This window comes from Burkholderia sp. Ac-20345 (genome assembly GCF_017104825.1).
In the GTDB taxonomy this organism is placed as follows: Bacteria; Pseudomonadota; Gammaproteobacteria; order Burkholderiales; family Burkholderiaceae; genus Burkholderia; species Burkholderia lata_B.
Genome location: NZ_JAAGPO010000089.1, coordinates 23,352 through 39,871 on the forward strand (window position 1 = coordinate 23,352; position 16,520 = coordinate 39,871).

Here is a 16,520-nt window from a genome sequence, read left to right on the forward strand (position 1 = left end):
CGTGTCGCGTGCACCCATCGGTCAGGAGAGGGCCATGTTCAATGCAGTTATCGACGCGCCGTTCGGCAAGGTCGGCATCCGCACGGATGCCGCGGTGGTGCGCGAGATCGTCTATCTGCCCGAATCGGTGAAGTCGGTCGATCCGGATTCGCCGCTCGCGAAGCGCGCGGTCAAGCAGATCGAACGTTATTTCGAGCGCGCGTCGGCGCGCTTCGACCTGCCGCTCGCCGAGGTCGGCAGCGCGTTCCAGCACCGCGTGTGGGACGTGATCAGTGAGATCCCGCCCGGTACGGTGCTGACCTACGGCCAGGTCGCGAAGCGGATCGGCAGCGCGCCGCGCGCGGTCGGCCAGGCGTGCGGCGCGAACTACTTCCCGCTCGTGATCCCGTGCCATCGCGTCGTCGCGGCGGGCGGCCTCGGCGGTTTCGCGAACCATGACGACAACGGTTATTACCAGAAAGTGAAGCGCTGGCTGCTGGCGCACGAAGGCGTGCCGTACTGATGAGTGAATCGCTGATTTCCCCCGAAGCCGACGGCGATGCTGCTGCGGCGTCCCCCGCGCTGCTGGCGAGCCGCGCATCGATCGACGTGTTTTGCGATGCGCTGTGGCTCGAGCACGGGCTCGCACGCAACACGCTCGACGCGTACCGGCGCGATCTGGTGCTGTTTTCCCAATGGTTGGCAGAGACGCACGATGCGCCGCTCGATGCGGTCGACGAAGCGATGGTGACGGGCTACATCGCTGCGCGCAGCGACGGCAAGGCGACGTCGTCGAACCGGCGGCTGTCCGTGTTCCGGCGCTATTACGGCTGGGCCGTGCGCGAGCACCGAGCGAGCGCCGACCCGACGCTGCGGATCCTGTCCGCGAAACAGGCCGCCCGGTTTCCGTCGACATTGTCGGAGGCGCAGGTCGAGGCGCTGCTCGGCGCGCCCGACATCGGCACGCCGCTTGGCCTGCGCGATCGCACGATGCTCGAGCTGATGTACGCGAGCGGATTGCGCGTGAGCGAACTCGTGATGTTGAAGACCGTCGAGGTCGGGCTCAACGAGGGCGTCGTGCGCGTGATGGGCAAGGGCTCGAAGGAGCGGCTCGTGCCGTTCGGCGAAGTCGCGCACGGGTGGATCGAGCGCTACCTGCGCGAGGCGCGGCCGGCGCTGCTCGGCGCGCGCGCGGCCGACGCGCTGTTCGTGACCGCACGCGGTGACGGGATGACGCGCCAGCAGTTCTGGAACATCATCAAGCGTCACGCGCAGCATGCGGACGTGCGCGCGCACCTGTCGCCGCACACGCTGCGGCACGCGTTCGCGACGCACCTGCTGAACCATGGCGCCGACCTGCGCGTCGTGCAGCTGCTGCTCGGTCACAGCGACATCTCGACCACGCAGATCTATACACACGTTGCGCGCGAGCGGTTGAAGTCGCTGCACGCGCAACACCATCCGCGCGGTTAGCGCATCCGGCGCGGCGCGGGCCGTGTCACGTGCAACGGCCGGCCCGAGTCAGACCAGCTCGCGCAGCTTGTGTTTCAGCACCTTGCCCGTCGATGCGGCCGGCAGCGCGTCGAGTACACGGATGTGCGCGGGGCGTTTGTAAGGCGCGAGCCGTTCCCCGCACCATGCGTGCAACGCCGCTTCGTCCGCCGTCGCGCCGGGCACCAGCTCGACGAACGCGAGCACTTCCTCGTTGCCTTCGACCGCGCGGCCGATGACGGCCGCCTGCACGACGTCCGGATGCGCGTTCAGCACCTGCTCGACTTCGACCGGATAGACGTTGAAGCCCGACCGGATGATCAGCTCCTTGCTGCGGCCCGCGATCGTCACCGCGCCGTCCACCTCCTGCCGCGCGAGATCGCCGGTGCTCAGCCAGCCATCCGGCGACACGGCCGCACGCGTGGCGTCCGCGTTGCGGTAGTAGCCGAGCATCACGTTCGGCCCGCGCACGCGGATCTCGCCGACTTCGCCTGGCGGCACGTCGGTGCCGTCCGGCGCGACGATCCGCATCTCCACCCCGGGAATCGGCACGCCGACCGAGCTGTCGGTGCGCGGCGCGTCGAGCGGCGTCTGCGTGATCGTCGGGCTGCTTTCGGTCATCCCGTAGCCGTTGTGCAGCGGCACGCCGTACAGGCGCTCGACACGCGCCTTCAGGTTCGCGTCGAGCGGCGAGCCGCCCGAATACGCGAAGCGCAGGCGCGGCGCGCGCCACGCGTGGCCGTGCGTGTGCAGGTGTTCGAGCAGCTTCGCGTGCATCGCGGGCACGCCCTGGAAGATCGTGACGCCTTCATCGGCAAGCGCGACGCGCACGGCTTCCGGCGCGAAGCGCGGCGCGAGCCGCAGCGTCGCACCCGAGTACAGGCTGCCGAGGCAAACCGACGCGAGCCCGTACACGTGCGACACGGGCAGCACGGTGTAGACGATGTCGTCGGGCGACACGCGGCGCAACGTGCTCGATGTCGCCGCGATGAACAGCAGGTTGCGATGCGACAGCATCACGCCCTTCGGCGTGCCGGTCGTGCCGGTCGTGTAGATCAGCGCCGCGCATTGCGCGGCACCGTCGGCGGCGACCGGTTCGCCCGGCGCGCTCGCGTCGACGCGATACGACCACGCGCCGATGTCGACCGGCAGCGCGCCGGCAGGCGTCGCGCCGTGCCGCTCGGCATGCGTGCGTGCGTCGGGCGATGCGTCGGTGGTGAACGCGATCAGCTTCGGCCGCGCGTGCGCGGCGATCGCGTCGAGCTCGCTGGCGGACAACCGTGCGTTCGACACGAGCGCCCACGCGTCGAGGCGGGCGACCGCGAACAGCAGCACGATCTGCGCGACGCAGTTTTCGGCGACGATCATCACGCGGTCGCCGCCTTGCACGCCGAGATTGGCGAGCAGCGCGGCGGCCGCATCGACGGCCTGCGACAGGTCGCCGTACGACAGGCGGCGCGCGTCCTCGATCAGCGCCGGATGGGCTGGCGCCTGCGCGGCCCAGCGTGCGGGCACGTCGGCGATGCGGCGAGGCAGCGCTGCTAGCAGTGCATCGACGTCGAGCGGCTCGGACGAGCGGGAGGGCGAGGTCATGGCGTCTCCAGAAGAGGGGCCGGGCGGCGGCCGACGAGGTTTGCGAACGATCGTGCCATGACGGCGCGTGCGCCACAATCGGCCATTCGGGCAATAGCGCTTCGCGATGTCCGCAATGATGATGGACGGAATCGTTGCGGCGACGCAGCAGGCCGCCCGGCGAAAAACGGGCCGCGAGTATACCGCCGGTGCGAACGCGACGGCGCCATTGCGCGCCCGACGGTCGTTCACCATTAAAATGCCGTCATGAGCAAATCCAGGCATGTGTCCGAAACCCCTGCAACCCAATTGCTGCGCCGCCACGGCGTTGCGTTCGGCGAGCACCCGTACGACTACGTCGAGCACGGCGGCACCGGCGAATCGGCGCGCCAGCTCGGCGTCGACGAGCACAGCGTCGTGAAGACGCTCGTGATGGAAGATGAACACGCGAAGCCGCTGATCGTGCTGATGCACGGCGACCGCACCGTATCGACGAAGAACCTCGCGCGGCAGATCGGCGCGAAGCGCGTCGAGCCGTGCAAGCCCGAGGTCGCGAACCGCCATTCCGGCTATCTCGTCGGCGGCACGTCGCCGTTTGGCACGCGCAAGACGATGCCCGTCTACGTCGAGGCGACGATCCTCGAATTGCCGACGATCTACCTGAACGGCGGCCGTCGCGGCTACCTCGTCAGCCTCGCGCCGGCCGTGCTCACGTCGCTGCTCGGCGCGCAGCCTGTACAGTGCGCCAGTGTTGACTGAGGGTTTCACCTTCGTGGCAGGCCGCGCGCGTTCGGTAGAATGGGCGCCGTTTCGGCTTGCCCCGCGCAGCCGTCCCTTTACCGATACGTTGAAAGAAGAGTCCTCCGCATGCAGATCCTGCTCGCCGCCCTCGTTGCCTACCTGATCGGTTCGGTGTCGTTCGCCGTCGTCGTCAGTGGCGCGATGGGCCTGGCCGACCCGCGTTCGTACGGGTCGAAGAATCCCGGCGCGACCAACGTGCTGCGCAGCGGCAACAAGAAGGCCGCGATCCTGACGCTCGTCGGCGATGCGTTCAAGGGCTGGCTCGCCGTCTGGCTCGCCCGGCATTTCGGGCTGCCCGACGTCGCGGTCGCATGGGTCGCGATCGCCGTGTTCCTCGGCCACCTGTATCCGGTGTTCTTCCGCTTCCAGGGCGGCAAGGGCGTCGCGACCGCGGCCGGCGTGCTGCTCGCCGTGCACCCGGTGCTCGGGCTCGCGACCGCGCTGACCTGGCTGATCGTCGCGTTCTTCTTCCGCTATTCGTCGCTCGCGGCGCTGGCGGCGGCCGTGTTCGCGCCGGTGTTCGACGTGTTCCTGTTCGGCACGAGCCACAATCCGGTCGCGTGGGCGGTGCTCGCGATGAGCGTGCTGCTCGTGTGGCGTCACCGCGGCAACATTTCGAAGCTGCTGGCGGGGCAGGAGAGCCGGATCGGCGACAAGAAGAAGGCGGCCGCGGACGGCGGCGCGCAGGACGGCGGGAAAGCCTGAGGAAGTGCGGCGCTTGCCGCATGCCGGGCGCGCCGCTTATGCGGGGCCCGGCAGGATGACGTGACGGATCGCCTGGCGATCAGTCGCGGAAGTTGTTGAAGTCGAGCGGCGTGTCGGTCACGTCCTTGCGCAGCATCGCGATCACGCTCTGCAGGTCGTCGCGCTTCGTGCCGTTCACGCGCACCGCGTCGCCCTGGATGCTCGCCTGCACCTTGATCTTGCTGTCCTTCACGAGGCGCACGATCTTCTTCGCGAGATCGCCGGTCACGCCCTTCTTCACGGTGACGATCTGCTTGACCTTGTCGCCGCCGATCTTCTCGACCTTGCCGTAGTCGAGGAAGCGCACGTCGACGTTGCGCTTGGCCAGCTTGCTGATCAGTACGTCCTTGACCTGGCCGAGCTTGAAATCGTCGTCGGCGAACAGCGTCAGCTCGCGTTCCTTCTGCTCGACGCGCGCGTCGGAGCCCTTGAAGTCGAAGCGCGTCGAAATTTCCTTGTTCGACTGCTCGATGGCGTTCTTCACTTCGATCATGTTCGCTTCGGAAACGACGTCGAACGATGGCATGGCATTCCTCCCTTGAGATGCGGGCACCCGGCTCGCGCGCGGGTACTCGCTATAATTGCGGACTGTTTGCCATTTTACCGATGCCCCTCCGTTTGCCCAAGGCCGGCCGTGCGCCGCCCGGGCGGACGTGACCGCGAATGCCGATGCCTCCTGACGATTCCGCCCTGTCGCTGCTTCCCGACCATCCGCTCGCCGCGCACAACACGTTCGGCATCGCCGCGACCGCGCGCTTTGCCGCGCGCATCACGCATGCGTCGCAGTTCGAGGCGCTCCATCGCGACCCGCGTGTCGCGAACCTGCCGCAGTTGGTGCTCGGCGGCGGCAGCAACGTCGTGTTCACGCGCGATTTCGACGGCGTCGTGCTGCTCGACGAGATCGCGGGCCGCCGCGTCGTGCGCGAGGACGACGACGCGTGGTACGTCGAGGCGGGCGGCGGAGAGAACTGGCACGCATTCGTCGCATGGACGCTCGAGCACGGGATGCCGGGCCTCGAGAACCTCGCGCTGATCCCGGGCACGGTCGGCGCCGCGCCGATCCAGAACATCGGCGCATACGGCCTCGAGATGAAGGCGTATTTCGACTCGCTGGTCGCGGTCGAACTGGCGACGGGGCGCAGCGAGCGCTTCGACGCCGCGCGCTGCGGGTTCGGCTACCGCGACAGCTTCTTCAAGCGGGAAGGGCGCGGCCGGTTCGCGATCGTGTCGGTGACGTTCCGGCTGCCGAAGCAATGGGCGCCACGGCTTGGCTACGCGGACGTCACGCGCGAACTCGACGCCCGTGGCATCGCACCCGATGCGGCCACCGCGCGCGACGTGTTCGACGCGGTCGTCGCGATCCGCCGCGCGAAGCTGCCCGATCCGCTGGTCCTCGGCAACGCGGGCAGTTTCTTCAAGAATCCGGTGATCGATGCCGCGCAGTTCGAGGTGGTACGCGCCCGCGCGCCCGAGGTCGTGTCGTATCCGCAGCCGGACGGGCAGGTCAAGCTCGCGGCCGGCTGGCTGATCGACCGCTGCGGCTGGAAGGGGCGCGCGCTGGGCGCGGCGGCCGTGCACGACCGCCAGGCGCTCGTGCTCGTCAATCGCGGCGGCGCGACGGGCGCCGACGTGCTCGCGCTGGCGCAGGCGATCCAGGCCGACGTGCACACGCAATTCGGCGTCGAGCTCGAGCCCGAACCGGTCTGCCTGTAACGCGGATGCCGCGCCGCGTTTCGCGCGCCCAAACAAAAAGCGCCGATCATCGATCGGCGCTTTTTTTCATCGGTTGCCGGATGCCGGCGCGTCAGTGCTTGAGGCGGCCGAGCAGCAGGAACTCCATCAGGGCCTTCTGCACGTGCAGGCGGTTTTCCGCTTCGTCCCACACGACGCTCTGCGGGCCGTCGATCACGCCGGCCGTCACTTCCTCGCCGCGGTGCGCGGGCAGGCAGTGCATGAAGAGGGCGTCCGGGTTCGCGTGGCCCATCATTTCCTCGTCGACGCACCAGTCGGCGAACGCCTGCATGCGGGCTTCGTTCTCGGCCTCGAAGCCCATGCTCGTCCACACGTCGGTGGTGACGAGATCGGCACCCTTGCACGCTTCGTTCGGATCGTCGAACACCTCGTAGAACGGCGCGCTGTCGGGCGACACGAGCTTCATGTCGAGTGCGTAGCCGGGCGGCGTGGACAGGCGCAGCTTGAAGCCGAGGATTTGCGCGGCTTCGATCCACGTGTAGAGCATGTTGTTCGCATCGCCGACCCACGCGACGGTCTTGCCGGCGATCGGGCCGCGGTGCTCGTAGTACGTGAAGATGTCGGCGAGCACCTGGCACGGGTGGTACTCGTTCGTCAGACCGTTGATCACCGGCACGCGGGAATTGTCCGCGAAGCGCTTGATGACCTCCTGCTCGAACGTGCGGATCATGATGATGTCGACCATCCGCGAGATGACCTGCGCGGAATCCTCTACCGGTTCGCCGCGGCCGAGTTGCGTGTCGCGCGTGCTCATGAACACGGCGTGGCCGCCGAGCTGGAAGATCCCGGCCTCGAACGACAGGCGCGTGCGCGTCGAGCTCTTCTCGAAGATCATCGCGAGCGTGCGGTCGTGCAGCGGGTGATAGGTCTCGTAGTTCTTGAACTTGCGCTTCAGGATACCCGTGCGTTCGAGCACGTACTCGTAGTCTTCCAGCGAGAAATCCTTGAACTGCAGGTAGTGACGAATGGTTTTGGCGGTCATGAAGCGAGATACGGCGGGTTTCACCCGGCAGCAAGGCCGGACGGCGCCACCGTCGGGTGTGGATAACTCAAAGCAGCATAAAGGATTTTCTGTGCTTTGACGAGCCGCGGAGAGAGGCGGGGCACGATCGCCGAATGCGGCAGGCGGTGCAGGAGGAGGGCTGTCGGGACGGCGCGCGATGGCGCGCTGCGGTATAATTCGAAAGTTTTCTCCAGCCCGGCAGGCAAGCCTCCTCGCGCTCTGCCGGACACAAGCCGTGCGCTGCACAAATCCGGTGCAGTCTACCGGCGGCGCGCGTCGACGTCCCGTTTTCGGGATGCCGGAATGCTTGTGCCGCCGTCCGTTTCAGCTTTGTGTTCGCGTATCCAGGCGCCGTTGCCTGGACATCGCCGGGCCGTCACTTGGGTAACCACATGGCTGAAACCCCTCCGACCGAATTCTTCATCCAGGGCATCACGAAAGACGGGAAAAAGTTTCGCCCGAGCGACTGGTCGGAACGTCTGGCCGGTGTGATGGCCTGCTTCGGGCCGGGGGCGAGCGGGCGGAACGCGCGTCTCCAGTATTCGCTCTACGTGCGTCCGACGATGCTCGGCGACCTGAAATGCGTGATCCTCGATTCCCGGCTGCGCGACGTCGAGCCGATGGCTTTCGATTTCGTGCTGAATTTCGCGAAGGACAACAACCTCGTCGTCACCGAGGCGTGCGAACTGCCGGACTACGACGCGAAGAAGTGATGCCGGCACGGGCGAGGGCGCTTGCCGCGCCCGCCCTGGCAAATGTCGTCGGCCCGCTTGATGCGCCGGCGACAGGCAACAAAAAAGCCCGCCTAAGCGGGCTTTTTTGCGATCGCAGGAAACAGGAACGCCCGCGCGAGCGGGCGCACCGGATTTACGCTGCTGCCTGCAGACCCTTGACGGCTGCGGCCAGGCGGCTCTTGCTGCGAGCGGCCTTGTTCTTGTGAACGATCTTCTTGTCGGCGATCGTGTCGATCGTCTTGACGGCAGACTTGAACAGCTCTGCAGCCTTTGCCTGGTCGCCGGCGTCGACGGCCTTGCGAACAGCCTTGATCGCGGTACGGAATTTCGAGCGCAGCGCCGAGTTGTGCGAGTTTGCCTTCGCGGCCTGGCGGGCGCGCTTGCGTGCTTGTGCGGAGTTAGCCATGACGGTTCCTTATCCTGTCCTGTTTCCAGAGCTTGGAGCCTGACGGCCAAGCGCTGCTTTTCGATCCGTCCCCTGAGAACGATTGCCCAGGGGCGCATAAAAAAACGGTGATTTTAACCGAGGCCGGGACATGAAAACGGCAGTTGCCGTGCATGTACGAGCCCAGAAACCGGCGATTATAGCAACAAAATCAAGCGAGTGGCAAGTTCAACGTGACATCCGCCGAACGGGGCGCCGAAGGCGTGTGCGCTTTTCGGCATCGGCCGCTGGCTCGGCCACGCAACGTCCGTATAATAAGCGCCCCATGAATCTATTCCGAGCCCTGCTGACGGTCAGCGGCTTCACGCTGCTGTCGCGCGTGACCGGACTGGCCCGCGAGACGCTGATCGCCCGTGCGTTCGGCGCCAGTCAATACACCGACGCGTTCTACGTCGCCTTCCGCATCCCGAACCTGCTGCGCCGCCTGTCTGCCGAAGGCGCGTTCTCGCAGGCGTTCGTGCCGATCCTCGCCGAGTTCAAGAACCAGCAGGGGCACGATGCGACGAAGGCGCTCGTCGACGCGATGTCCACCGTGCTTGCGTGGGCGCTTGCCGTGCTGTCGGTCTTCGGGATCGTCGGCGCGTCGTGGGTCGTGTTCGCGGTCGCGTCCGGCCTGCACACCGACGGGCAGGCGTTCCCGCTCGCGGTCACGATGACGCGGATCATGTTCCCGTACATCGTGTTCATCTCGCTGACGACGCTCGCGTCCGGCGTGCTGAACACGTACAAGAGCTTCTCGCTGCCCGCGTTCGCGCCGGTGCTGCTCAACGTCGCGTTCATCGCCGCGGCCGTGTTCGTCGCGCCGCACCTGAAGGTGCCGGTGTTCGCGCTCGCATGGGCGGTCATCGTCGGCGGCGTGCTGCAGTTCCTCGTGCAGCTGCCGGGCCTGAAGAAGATCGACATGGTGCCGCTGATCGGCCTCAACCCGCTGCGCGCGCTGCGCCACCCCGGCGTGAAGCGCGTGCTCGCGAAGATGGTGCCCGCGACCTTCGCGGTGTCGGTCGCGCAACTGTCGCTGATCATCAACACCAACATCGCGTCGCGGCTCGGGCAGGGTGCCGTGTCGTGGATCAACTACGCCGACCGCCTGATGGAATTCCCGACGGCGCTGCTCGGCGTCGCGCTCGGCACGATCCTGCTGCCGAGCCTGTCGAAGGCGCACGTCGATGCCGATTCGCATGAGTATTCGGCGCTGCTCGACTGGGGGCTGCGCGTCACGTTCCTGCTTGCGGCACCGAGCGCGCTCGCGCTGTTCTTCTTCGCGACGCCGCTCACCGCGACTCTCTTCAATTACGGCAAGTTCGACGCGCATACCGTCACGATGGTCGCGCGCGCACTCGCGACCTACGGGATCGGCCTGGTCGGCATCATCCTGATCAAGATTCTCGCGCCGGGCTTTTATGCGAAGCAGGACATCAAGACGCCCGTGAAGATCGCGATCGGCGTGCTGATCGTCACGCAGATCTCGAACTACGTGTTCGTGCCGCTGATCGGCCACGCGGGCCTGACGCTGAGCATCGGCGTCGGCGCGTGCCTGAACTCGCTGCTGCTGTTCATCGGGTTGCGCAAGCGCGGCATCTACCAGCCGTCGCCGGGCTGGCTGCGCTTCTTCGTGCAGCTGATCGGCGCGACGCTCGTGCTCGCGGGCCTGATGCACTGGCTGTCGATCAGCTTCGACTGGACCGGGATGCGTGCACAGCCGCTCGATCGCATTGCGCTGATGGCTGCGTGCCTCGTGGTGTTCGCTGCACTATATTTCGGTATGTTGTGGGTGATGGGCTTCAAATACGCTTATTTCAGAAGGCGCGCCAAGTGACGACCGCAATGACCCGCGTCCTCGACTACTTCAGCACGCTCGTGGCAGACGACGACAGCCTGCCCGTCACGGAAGCGGCGCTGTCGCTGGCGCAGGACGCGTATCCCGACCTCGACCTGCAGGGCACGCTGGCCGAACTCGACATGCTGGCGGCGCGGCTGAGCCGGCGGCTGACGGACGATGCGGACCTGAAGGGCCGCGTCGCCGCACTGAACGACTTCTTCTTCCGCGAGCTCGGCTTCGCGTGCAATCACAACGATTACTACGACCCCGATAACAGCCACCTGAACGCCGTGCTGAAGCGGCGGCGCGGGATCCCGATCTCGCTGTCGGTGCTGTACCTGGAGCTCGCCGAGCAGATCGGCGTGCCGGCGCGCGGCGTGTCGTTCCCCGGCCATTTCCTACTGCGCGTCACGCTGCCGGACGGCGACCTGATCATCGATCCGGCCAACGGCCATTCGCTGTCCGAGGCCGAGATGGTCGAGATGCTCGAGCCGTACGTCGCGCGTGCGGCCGGTGCGGTCGACAGCGCGTTGCGCGCGCTGCTGCAGCCGGCGACGAGCCGCGAGATCATCGCGCGGATGCTGCGCAACCTGAAGACGATCTATCTTCAGACGGAACGCTGGCAGCGGCTGCTCGCGGTGCAGCAGCGGCTCGTGATCCTGCTGCCCGAGCACCTCGACGAAGTCCGCGACCGCGGTTTCGCGTACGCGCGGCTCGATTACCTGCGCCCCGCGCTCGAGGATCTCGAGCAGTATCTCGGCGAGCGGCCGGACGCGGACGACGCCACCGTTGTCGAATCGCAGGTGACCGAATTGCGGCAGCGGATGCAGCGCGACGGCGAGGACTGAGCCGCCGCGACGCTGCCGGAACCCTGAATGAAAGAACGCCCGCATTGCGGGCGTTTTTTTCATACTTATTTCGGCTGCATCCGGATCGCGCCGTCGAGGCGGATCACCTCGCCGTTGAGCATCGGATTCTCGACGATCTGGCGCACCAGCAGCGCGTACTCGGCCGGTTTGCCGAGCCGCGGCGGGAACGGCACCATCGCGCCGAGCGCGTCCTGCACGTCCTGCGGCATGCCGAGCAGCATCGGCGTCTCGAACAGGCCGGGCGCGATCGTCATCACGCGGATGCCGTTGCGCGACAGGTCGCGTGCGATCGGCAGCGTCATGCCCGCGACGCCGGCTTTCGACGCCGCGTACGCGGCCTGGCCGATCTGTCCGTCGAATGCGGCAACCGACGCGGTGCTGACGATCACGCCGCGCTCGCCGTCCGCGGTCGGCTCGGTGGCGGCCATCGCGGCGGCCGCGAGCCGGATCATGTTGAACGTGCCGACGAGGTTCACGTTGATCGTCTTCGCGAACACGTCGAGCGGATGCGGGCCGTCCTTGCCGACGGTCTTCGCGGCGGGCGCGATGCCTGCGCAGTTCACGAGGCCGCGCAGCGTGCCGGCGCGTGTCGCCGCGCTGACGGCTGCCTGCGCGTCGGCCTCGCTCGACACGTCGCAGTGCACGAAGATGCCGCCCAGCTCGGTCGCGAGCGCCGTGCCCGCCGCGTCGTTCAGGTCGGCGAGCACGACGGTGCCGCCTGCCTGCGCGAGCATCCGCGCCGTGCCGGCGCCGAGGCCCGATGCGCCGCCCGTGATCAGAAACACGTTGCCGCGAATGTCCATGACTGTCTCCTTTGTCGACCGCCCTTAGCGCTTCAGCGCTTAGGGCGGTCCCATGCCAAGGCGGTCGACCGCCCTTGGTGCTTTAGCGCTTGGGGCGGACCCATGCAAGCTGGCCGGCCGACGTTGGCGCTTCGGCGCCTGTTGCGGTTCCGCATAAAGCGGTTGCCTGGTTCGATGCCGCGCGATCGGTTGAAATGCCTGCGCCCCGGTAACAGGGGCGCCCGCACCCGATCGATTGTACGGGGCGCCTTCGCGCGGCGGCGAGACTGGAACGGTCGTGCGAATTCCGCCCGGGCAAAAAAAAGCCGCCCGGAAAGGGCGGCTTGCGGGTGCGCGACGCGCTGCTTACTTCAGTGCGCCAAACGCGCGCTCGCGGATTTCCTCGACGCTGCCGAGGCCCGAGATCTTGCGATACTGCGGAGCCTTCAGGCCGTTTTCCTCGCCACGCTGCGCCCAGTCGCCGTAGTACGTGATCAGCGGCTTGGTTTGCGCTTCGTACACTTCGAGACGCTTCTTGACGGTTTCTTCCTTGTCGTCGTCGCGCTGGACCAGCGGCTCGCCCGTCACGTCGTCGTGGCCTTCGACCTTCGGCGGGTTGAACTTGACGTGGTACGTGCGGCCCGATGCCGGGTGCGTGCGGCGCCCGCTCATGCGCTCGATGATTTCCGAGAACGGAACATCGATTTCGAGCACGTAGTCGATCGCGACGCCGGCTTCCTTCATTGCGTCAGCCTGCGCGATCGTGCGCGGGAAACCGTCGAACAGATAACCGTTCGCGCAGTCGGATTCCTTCAGGCGCTCCTTGACGAGACCGATGATCAGCGCGTCCGGCACCAGCTTGCCGGAGTCCATGTAGCCCTTTGCCTCGACGCCGAGCGGCGTGCCGGCCTTCACGGCCGCGCGCAGCATGTCGCCCGTCGAGATTTGCGGGATGCCGAATTTTTCCTTGATGAAGTTTGCCTGGGTGCCCTTTCCCGCGCCGGGCGCGCCCAACAGGATCAAACGCATGGTGATATCTCCAGTATGTAGATTCGTGTGGCGAGACGCAAAAAGCGCCGGCGACGGCGTGCGCGGGGCTTGCCTGGCGCGCGGCGGACCGGTCTGATGCGGCGCGTCGGGTTGAGCGACGCGCGGCTGCCGGCAGGGCCGCGGGCGGGGTCAAGCGAGGACGCGCTGGTCGCGGACGGCTCGCACAATCACCTGATTATGCCACGGGTTATTTTGAACCCGGCTGAAAAAGGGCCTGCACGCGTGCGAGATCGGCCGGCGTGTCGATCCCGGCTTCGGGCGCGGACTCGGTGATCAGCACTGCGATACGCTCGCCGTGCCACAGCGCGCGCAGCTGTTCGAGCTGCTCGGCCTGCTCGATCGGCGCCTGCGCGAGCGTCGGATACGTGCGCAGGAAACGCGCGCGATATGCATAGAGGCCGATGTGCCGGTAGACCGGGAAAGCGGGCGCAGGCATGGCCGCGACGTCGGGCCAGTGCGGCTGGTACGCGTCCCGGCTCCACGGAATCGGCGCGCGCGAGAAGTACAGCGCGACGCTCTGCGCGTCGAGCGCGACCTTCACGACGTTCGGGTTGAACACGTCGGCCGCGTCGTGGATCGGGTGGGCGGCGGTCGCAATCGCGCAGGCCGGGTGTGCGGCGAGGTGCGACGCTACGTCGCGCACCAGCACGGGGTCGATCAGCGGCTCGTCGCCCTGCACGTTGACGACGACGGTGTCGTCGCTCCACCCGAACGTCGCCGCGACTTCCGCGAGCCGGTCGGTGCCGGACGGATGGTCGGCGCGCGTCAGCACCGCTTCGAAGCCGTGATCGCGCGCCGCATCGAGCACGCTCTGCGCGTCGGATGCGACCAGCACCTGCTGCGCGCCCGCTTCGCGCGCACGCTCGGCGACGCGCACGACCATCGGCTTGCCGCCGAGATCGGCGAGCGGCTTGTTCGGGAGCCGCGTCGACGCGAGCCGGGCGGGAATGACGGCGATGAAGGGTTGCGGGTGAGTCATCGGGGAGGGCGGTGAAAAGAGCGGAGCGGGCGGCGCGTCTGGCGCGGGTCGCCCGGCGGGGGTCGGCGCCTGGCCGCGGACGCGCCGCGGCTCGGACCGGGTCGGGCTGCTTAGCGGCCGGCCGGGTCGACCGGCGTGCCTTCGACGGTCTGGCGCGCTTCGTCGACCAGCATCACGGGGATGCCGTCGCGGATCGGGTAGGCGAGCTTGTCCGCGTTGCAGATCAGCTCCTGCGCGGCACGGTCATAGTGGAGCGGGCCTTTGCAGATAGGGCACACAAGGATTTCAAGCAGGCGAGCGTCCACGGAGTTTCTCCACAACGAGGGCAATGAGGCGAGGGTCGAGCGCGGCTTCGACGGGGACAACCCACAGTCGAGCGTCGCGCCAGGAAGCGCCCAATTTTACTGCATCCTTCTCGGTGATCAGGATCGCATCGACGGCATCGTCGACGAACGGATTGTCGGCGAACGCGTAGTGGTCAGGCAGCGCGCGCGTCGCGGGTGCGAGACCGGCCGCGCGCAGCGTCGCGAAGAAGCGTTCCGGCGCGCCGATGCCGGCGGCGGCGAGCACGCGCTCGTGCGCGAATTGCGACAGCGGGCGGCGCAGCGCGGGCTGGTCGAGGTGCCACGCGGCGCCCGGCGTGAGCGCGAGTGAATAGGTGTCGGGCCACGGCGGCAGCGCGCCGCTGTACGGATAGTTGACGAGCGTGGCGTCGCGGTGCCGCGACAGCGGCTCGCGCAACGGCCCGGCCGGCAGCAGGAAGCCGTTGCCGCCGAGCCGGTGGTCGAACACGACGAGCTCGACCGTGCGCGCGAGGCGGTAGTGCTGCAGGCCGTCGTCGCTGACGATCACGTCGACGTCCGGATGCGCGGCGCGCAGCGCCTGCGCGGCCGCGACGCGATCGGGACAGACCCAGACGGGCGCGCCGGTGCGGCGTGCGATCAGGAGCGGTTCGTCGCCGCCCGCGCTGGCGCGCGACGCGGCCGTGACGGCGGTCGGCGCCTTCACGTTCGCGCCGTAGCCGCGCGACACGATGCCGGGCGTGAAGCCGGCCGCCCGCAGCGCGTCGACGAGTGCGATCACGGTCGGCGTCTTGCCGGTGCCGCCGACGGTCACGTTGCCGACCACGACGACGGGCACGCCGATGTCGACCGGCTTCTTCCAGCCCTGTGCGTAGGCGGTGCGCCGCAGCGCCGCGCACAGGCCGAACACGCATGCGAAAGGCGTGAGCGCCCACGCGAGCGCGCCGCGGCGCTGCCATTCGCGCGTCAGGCGCGCTTCGAGCCGGGCGAGCGGGCCGTCGGGCGCGCTCATCGGGCCGGGCGCGGCAGGTCGTGCGCCGCGGCGTGGGACGGATTCGTCAAGGCGGATTCTCCGTTGGGCGGCGCATGCCGCGGGGTCTGCGGAAGGCGGCACTCTAGCGCGCCGCAGGCGGGCGCGGCAAGCGCGACCGGCCGCCGCAGCCTACGGGGCCGGATCGCGGCGGCTTGTGGATAACTCTGTGAAAAACTCCCCGCTCGATGGTGTCAAACGCCCGCCGGGTGGGCCTTGAATCGGATGAGAATCATTCAGAAAGGTTTAAAAATATATAAAAATCAATGTGTTATGGGGAATTGTCTGGATTTTTCAGCGGTTTTCACGCGTTTTAGACCGATGATTGCCAAAGTGTGGACACCTTCCGAAGGTCACCGCGCATGCGTCCGCCGCTGGACGTCGCGCGCGTGTCGGACTATCGTGTCGCCGCCAGCAATCATCCGAGCGTCCATGCCTTCCGACACCCCATTTGCCGCACCGGGCGCGACCCGCGGCGGCGACGAAGTGATTCCCGTTTCAGCGCTCAATCGCGCGATTTCGACGATGCTCGAGCGCTCGTTTCCGCTGCTGTGGATTTCGGGCGAAGTGTCGAATTTCACGCGCGCCGCGAGCGGCCACTGGTATTTCTCGATCAAGGACCAGCAGGCGCAGATGCGCTGCGTGATGTTCCGCGGCCGCGCGCAATATGCGGAGTTCACGCCGCGCGAAGGCGACCGGATCGAAGTACGCGCGGTCGTCACGATGTACGAGCCGCGCGGCGAAGTGCAGCTCAACGTCGAGGCCGTGCGGCGCACGGGCCAGGGGCGCCTGTACGAGGCGTTCCTGCGGCTGAAGGCGCAGCTCGAGAGCGAGGGATTGTTTGCGCCCGAACGCAAGCGGCCGCTGCCGGCCCACCCGCGCGCGATCGGCATCGTCACGTCGCTGCAGGCAGCCGCGCTGCGCGATGTGCTGACCACGCTTGCCCGCCGCGCGCCGCACATTCCGGTGATCGTCTATCCGGCGCCCGTGCAGGGTGCCGGTTCCGCTGAAAAGCTCGTCGCGGCCGTCGAGGCCGCGAATGCGCGCCGCGAGGTCGACGTGCTGCTGGTCTGTCGCGGCGGCGGTTCGATCGAGGATCTATGGTCGTTCAACGACGAGGCGCTGGCGCGCGCGATCGCGGCGAGCGAGCTGCCGGTCGTCAGCGGCG

At 67.6% G+C, this 16,520-nt stretch carries 18 protein-coding genes; 9 read left to right on the forward strand and 9 right to left on the reverse strand.

Annotated features, from left to right (window positions below; all coding sequences use genetic code 11):
- Window positions 1-34: 34 nt before the first annotated feature.
- Both G3O06_RS27700 and xerD read left to right on the forward strand, forming a co-directional pair.
- Complete coding sequence (locus G3O06_RS27700) at window positions 35-502, forward strand: methylated-DNA--[protein]-cysteine S-methyltransferase (protein ID WP_205818137.1); 468 nt, start codon at window positions 35-37, stop codon at window positions 500-502.
- Window positions 502-1,452, forward strand: a complete 951-nt coding sequence (gene xerD / locus G3O06_RS27705; protein WP_174918513.1) for a site-specific tyrosine recombinase XerD — start codon at window positions 502-504, stop codon at window positions 1,450-1,452. Before G3O06_RS27700 ends, xerD begins: the two co-directional genes overlap by 1 nt.
- Before the next feature lie 48 nt (window positions 1,453-1,500).
- Here xerD and G3O06_RS27710 read toward each other — a convergent pair whose 3' ends face one another.
- A complete protein-coding gene (locus G3O06_RS27710; RefSeq protein ID WP_205818138.1) occupies window positions 1,501-3,063 on the reverse strand; it encodes an AMP-binding protein in 1,563 nt (520 codons plus the stop codon).
- A gap of 246 nt (window positions 3,064-3,309) precedes the next feature.
- Here G3O06_RS27710 and ybaK point away from each other — a divergent pair, with 246 nt between their 5' ends.
- Window positions 3,310-3,801, forward strand: a complete 492-nt coding sequence (gene ybaK, locus G3O06_RS27715) for a Cys-tRNA(Pro) deacylase (protein WP_027789278.1) — start codon at window positions 3,310-3,312, stop codon at window positions 3,799-3,801.
- Window positions 3,802-3,909: 108 nt separating this feature from the next.
- Window positions 3,910-4,548, forward strand: a complete 639-nt coding sequence (gene plsY / locus G3O06_RS27720; protein WP_174986469.1) for a glycerol-3-phosphate 1-O-acyltransferase PlsY — start codon at window positions 3,910-3,912, stop codon at window positions 4,546-4,548.
- A 79-nt stretch (window positions 4,549-4,627) separates the two neighbouring features.
- On the opposite strand, the gene G3O06_RS27725 is transcribed toward plsY, so the two are convergent.
- Window positions 4,628-5,113 carry a YajQ family cyclic di-GMP-binding protein gene (locus tag G3O06_RS27725; RefSeq protein WP_043190069.1) on the reverse strand — a complete coding sequence of 162 codons (486 nt, stop codon included), beginning with the start codon at window positions 5,111-5,113 and terminating at the stop codon, window positions 4,628-4,630.
- 137 nt (window positions 5,114-5,250) lie between these two features.
- Between G3O06_RS27725 and murB the strand changes: the two genes are divergently transcribed.
- Window positions 5,251-6,300 (forward strand): UDP-N-acetylmuramate dehydrogenase, encoded by a 1,050-nt coding sequence (gene murB / locus G3O06_RS27730; protein WP_205818139.1) that lies wholly within the window; start codon window positions 5,251-5,253, stop codon window positions 6,298-6,300.
- Window positions 6,301-6,391: 91 nt separating this feature from the next.
- Here the strand turns inward: murB and argF are convergent, their stop codons facing one another.
- Window positions 6,392-7,321 (reverse strand): ornithine carbamoyltransferase, encoded by a 930-nt coding sequence (gene argF, locus G3O06_RS27735; protein WP_043190066.1) that lies wholly within the window; start codon window positions 7,319-7,321, stop codon window positions 6,392-6,394.
- A gap of 413 nt (window positions 7,322-7,734) precedes the next feature.
- Between argF and G3O06_RS27740 the strand changes: the two genes are divergently transcribed.
- On the forward strand, window positions 7,735-8,055 hold the full coding sequence (locus tag G3O06_RS27740) for a DUF3579 domain-containing protein (RefSeq protein ID WP_089426173.1): 321 nt from the start codon (window positions 7,735-7,737) through the stop codon (window positions 8,053-8,055).
- A gap of 154 nt (window positions 8,056-8,209) precedes the next feature.
- Here G3O06_RS27740 and rpsT read toward each other — a convergent pair whose 3' ends face one another.
- Complete coding sequence (gene rpsT / locus G3O06_RS27745) at window positions 8,210-8,482, reverse strand: 30S ribosomal protein S20 (protein ID WP_039368270.1); 273 nt, start codon at window positions 8,480-8,482, stop codon at window positions 8,210-8,212.
- Window positions 8,483-8,786: 304 nt separating this feature from the next.
- On the opposite strand from rpsT, the gene murJ reads away from it, so the two are divergent.
- Both murJ and G3O06_RS27755 read left to right on the forward strand, forming a co-directional pair.
- Window positions 8,787-10,337: a murein biosynthesis integral membrane protein MurJ gene (gene murJ, locus G3O06_RS27750; protein ID WP_174917556.1), complete on the forward strand. Its 1,551-nt coding sequence runs from the start codon at window positions 8,787-8,789 to the stop codon at window positions 10,335-10,337.
- 8 nt (window positions 10,338-10,345) lie between these two features.
- Complete coding sequence (locus G3O06_RS27755; RefSeq protein WP_174917555.1) at window positions 10,346-11,188, forward strand: SirB1 family protein; 843 nt, start codon at window positions 10,346-10,348, stop codon at window positions 11,186-11,188.
- A 65-nt stretch (window positions 11,189-11,253) separates the two neighbouring features.
- Here the strand turns inward: G3O06_RS27755 and G3O06_RS27760 are convergent, their stop codons facing one another.
- The 5 genes from G3O06_RS27760 to lpxK all read right to left on the reverse strand — a co-directional run bounded on the left by G3O06_RS27760 (window position 11,254) and on the right by lpxK (window position 15,334).
- Window positions 11,254-12,012, reverse strand: coding sequence for an SDR family NAD(P)-dependent oxidoreductase (locus G3O06_RS27760; RefSeq protein WP_205818140.1), 759 nt, complete (start codon window positions 12,010-12,012; stop codon window positions 11,254-11,256).
- Between the two features lie 345 nt (window positions 12,013-12,357).
- Complete coding sequence (gene adk / locus G3O06_RS27765; protein WP_174967645.1) at window positions 12,358-13,020, reverse strand: adenylate kinase; 663 nt, start codon at window positions 13,018-13,020, stop codon at window positions 12,358-12,360.
- Window positions 13,021-13,228: 208 nt separating this feature from the next.
- Window positions 13,229-14,020 (reverse strand): 3-deoxy-manno-octulosonate cytidylyltransferase, encoded by a 792-nt coding sequence (kdsB, locus tag G3O06_RS27770; RefSeq protein ID WP_059665170.1) that lies wholly within the window; start codon window positions 14,018-14,020, stop codon window positions 13,229-13,231.
- Window positions 14,021-14,130: 110 nt separating this feature from the next.
- The gene (locus G3O06_RS27775; protein ID WP_010090898.1) at window positions 14,131-14,325 is read right to left on the reverse strand and encodes a Trm112 family protein; all 195 of its coding nucleotides are present in this window, start codon (window positions 14,323-14,325) and stop codon (window positions 14,131-14,133) included.
- Entirely contained in the window at window positions 14,306-15,334 is a 1,029-nt protein-coding gene (gene lpxK, locus G3O06_RS27780) for a tetraacyldisaccharide 4'-kinase (protein ID WP_205818141.1), read from the reverse strand. The genes G3O06_RS27775 and lpxK overlap by 20 nt, the downstream gene beginning before the upstream one ends.
- Before the next feature lie 450 nt (window positions 15,335-15,784).
- Between lpxK and xseA the strand changes: the two genes are divergently transcribed.
- On the forward strand, window positions 15,785-16,520 hold a 736-nt coding region (gene xseA, locus G3O06_RS27785), incomplete at its 3' end, for an exodeoxyribonuclease VII large subunit (protein ID WP_205818142.1).

What these genes read in the sequence shown, in the direction of transcription:
- G3O06_RS27700 (WP_205818137.1), top strand. Translation starts at nt 35, where the DNA reads ATGTTCAATGCAGTTATCGACGCGCCGTTCGGCAAGGTCGGCATCCGC.
- xerD (WP_174918513.1), top strand. Translation starts at nt 502, where the DNA reads ATGAGTGAATCGCTGATTTCCCCCGAAGCCGACGGCGATGCTGCTGCG.
- G3O06_RS27710 (WP_205818138.1), bottom strand. Translation starts at nt 3,063, where the DNA reads ATGACCTCGCCCTCCCGCTCGTCCGAGCCGCTCGACGTCGATGCACTG.
- ybaK (WP_027789278.1), top strand. Translation starts at nt 3,310, where the DNA reads ATGAGCAAATCCAGGCATGTGTCCGAAACCCCTGCAACCCAATTGCTG.
- plsY (WP_174986469.1), top strand. Translation starts at nt 3,910, where the DNA reads ATGCAGATCCTGCTCGCCGCCCTCGTTGCCTACCTGATCGGTTCGGTG.
- G3O06_RS27725 (WP_043190069.1), bottom strand. Translation starts at nt 5,113, where the DNA reads ATGCCATCGTTCGACGTCGTTTCCGAAGCGAACATGATCGAAGTGAAG.
- murB (WP_205818139.1), top strand. Translation starts at nt 5,251, where the DNA reads ATGCCGATGCCTCCTGACGATTCCGCCCTGTCGCTGCTTCCCGACCAT.
- argF (WP_043190066.1), bottom strand. Translation starts at nt 7,321, where the DNA reads ATGACCGCCAAAACCATTCGTCACTACCTGCAGTTCAAGGATTTCTCG.
- G3O06_RS27740 (WP_089426173.1), top strand. Translation starts at nt 7,735, where the DNA reads ATGGCTGAAACCCCTCCGACCGAATTCTTCATCCAGGGCATCACGAAA.
- rpsT (WP_039368270.1), bottom strand. Translation starts at nt 8,482, where the DNA reads ATGGCTAACTCCGCACAAGCACGCAAGCGCGCCCGCCAGGCCGCGAAG.
- murJ (WP_174917556.1), top strand. Translation starts at nt 8,787, where the DNA reads ATGAATCTATTCCGAGCCCTGCTGACGGTCAGCGGCTTCACGCTGCTG.
- G3O06_RS27755 (WP_174917555.1), top strand. Translation starts at nt 10,346, where the DNA reads ATGACCCGCGTCCTCGACTACTTCAGCACGCTCGTGGCAGACGACGAC.
- G3O06_RS27760 (WP_205818140.1), bottom strand. Translation starts at nt 12,012, where the DNA reads ATGGACATTCGCGGCAACGTGTTTCTGATCACGGGCGGCGCATCGGGC.
- adk (WP_174967645.1), bottom strand. Translation starts at nt 13,020, where the DNA reads ATGCGTTTGATCCTGTTGGGCGCGCCCGGCGCGGGAAAGGGCACCCAG.
- kdsB (WP_059665170.1), bottom strand. Translation starts at nt 14,020, where the DNA reads ATGACTCACCCGCAACCCTTCATCGCCGTCATTCCCGCCCGGCTCGCG.
- lpxK (WP_205818141.1), bottom strand. Translation starts at nt 15,334, where the DNA reads ATGAGCGCGCCCGACGGCCCGCTCGCCCGGCTCGAAGCGCGCCTGACG.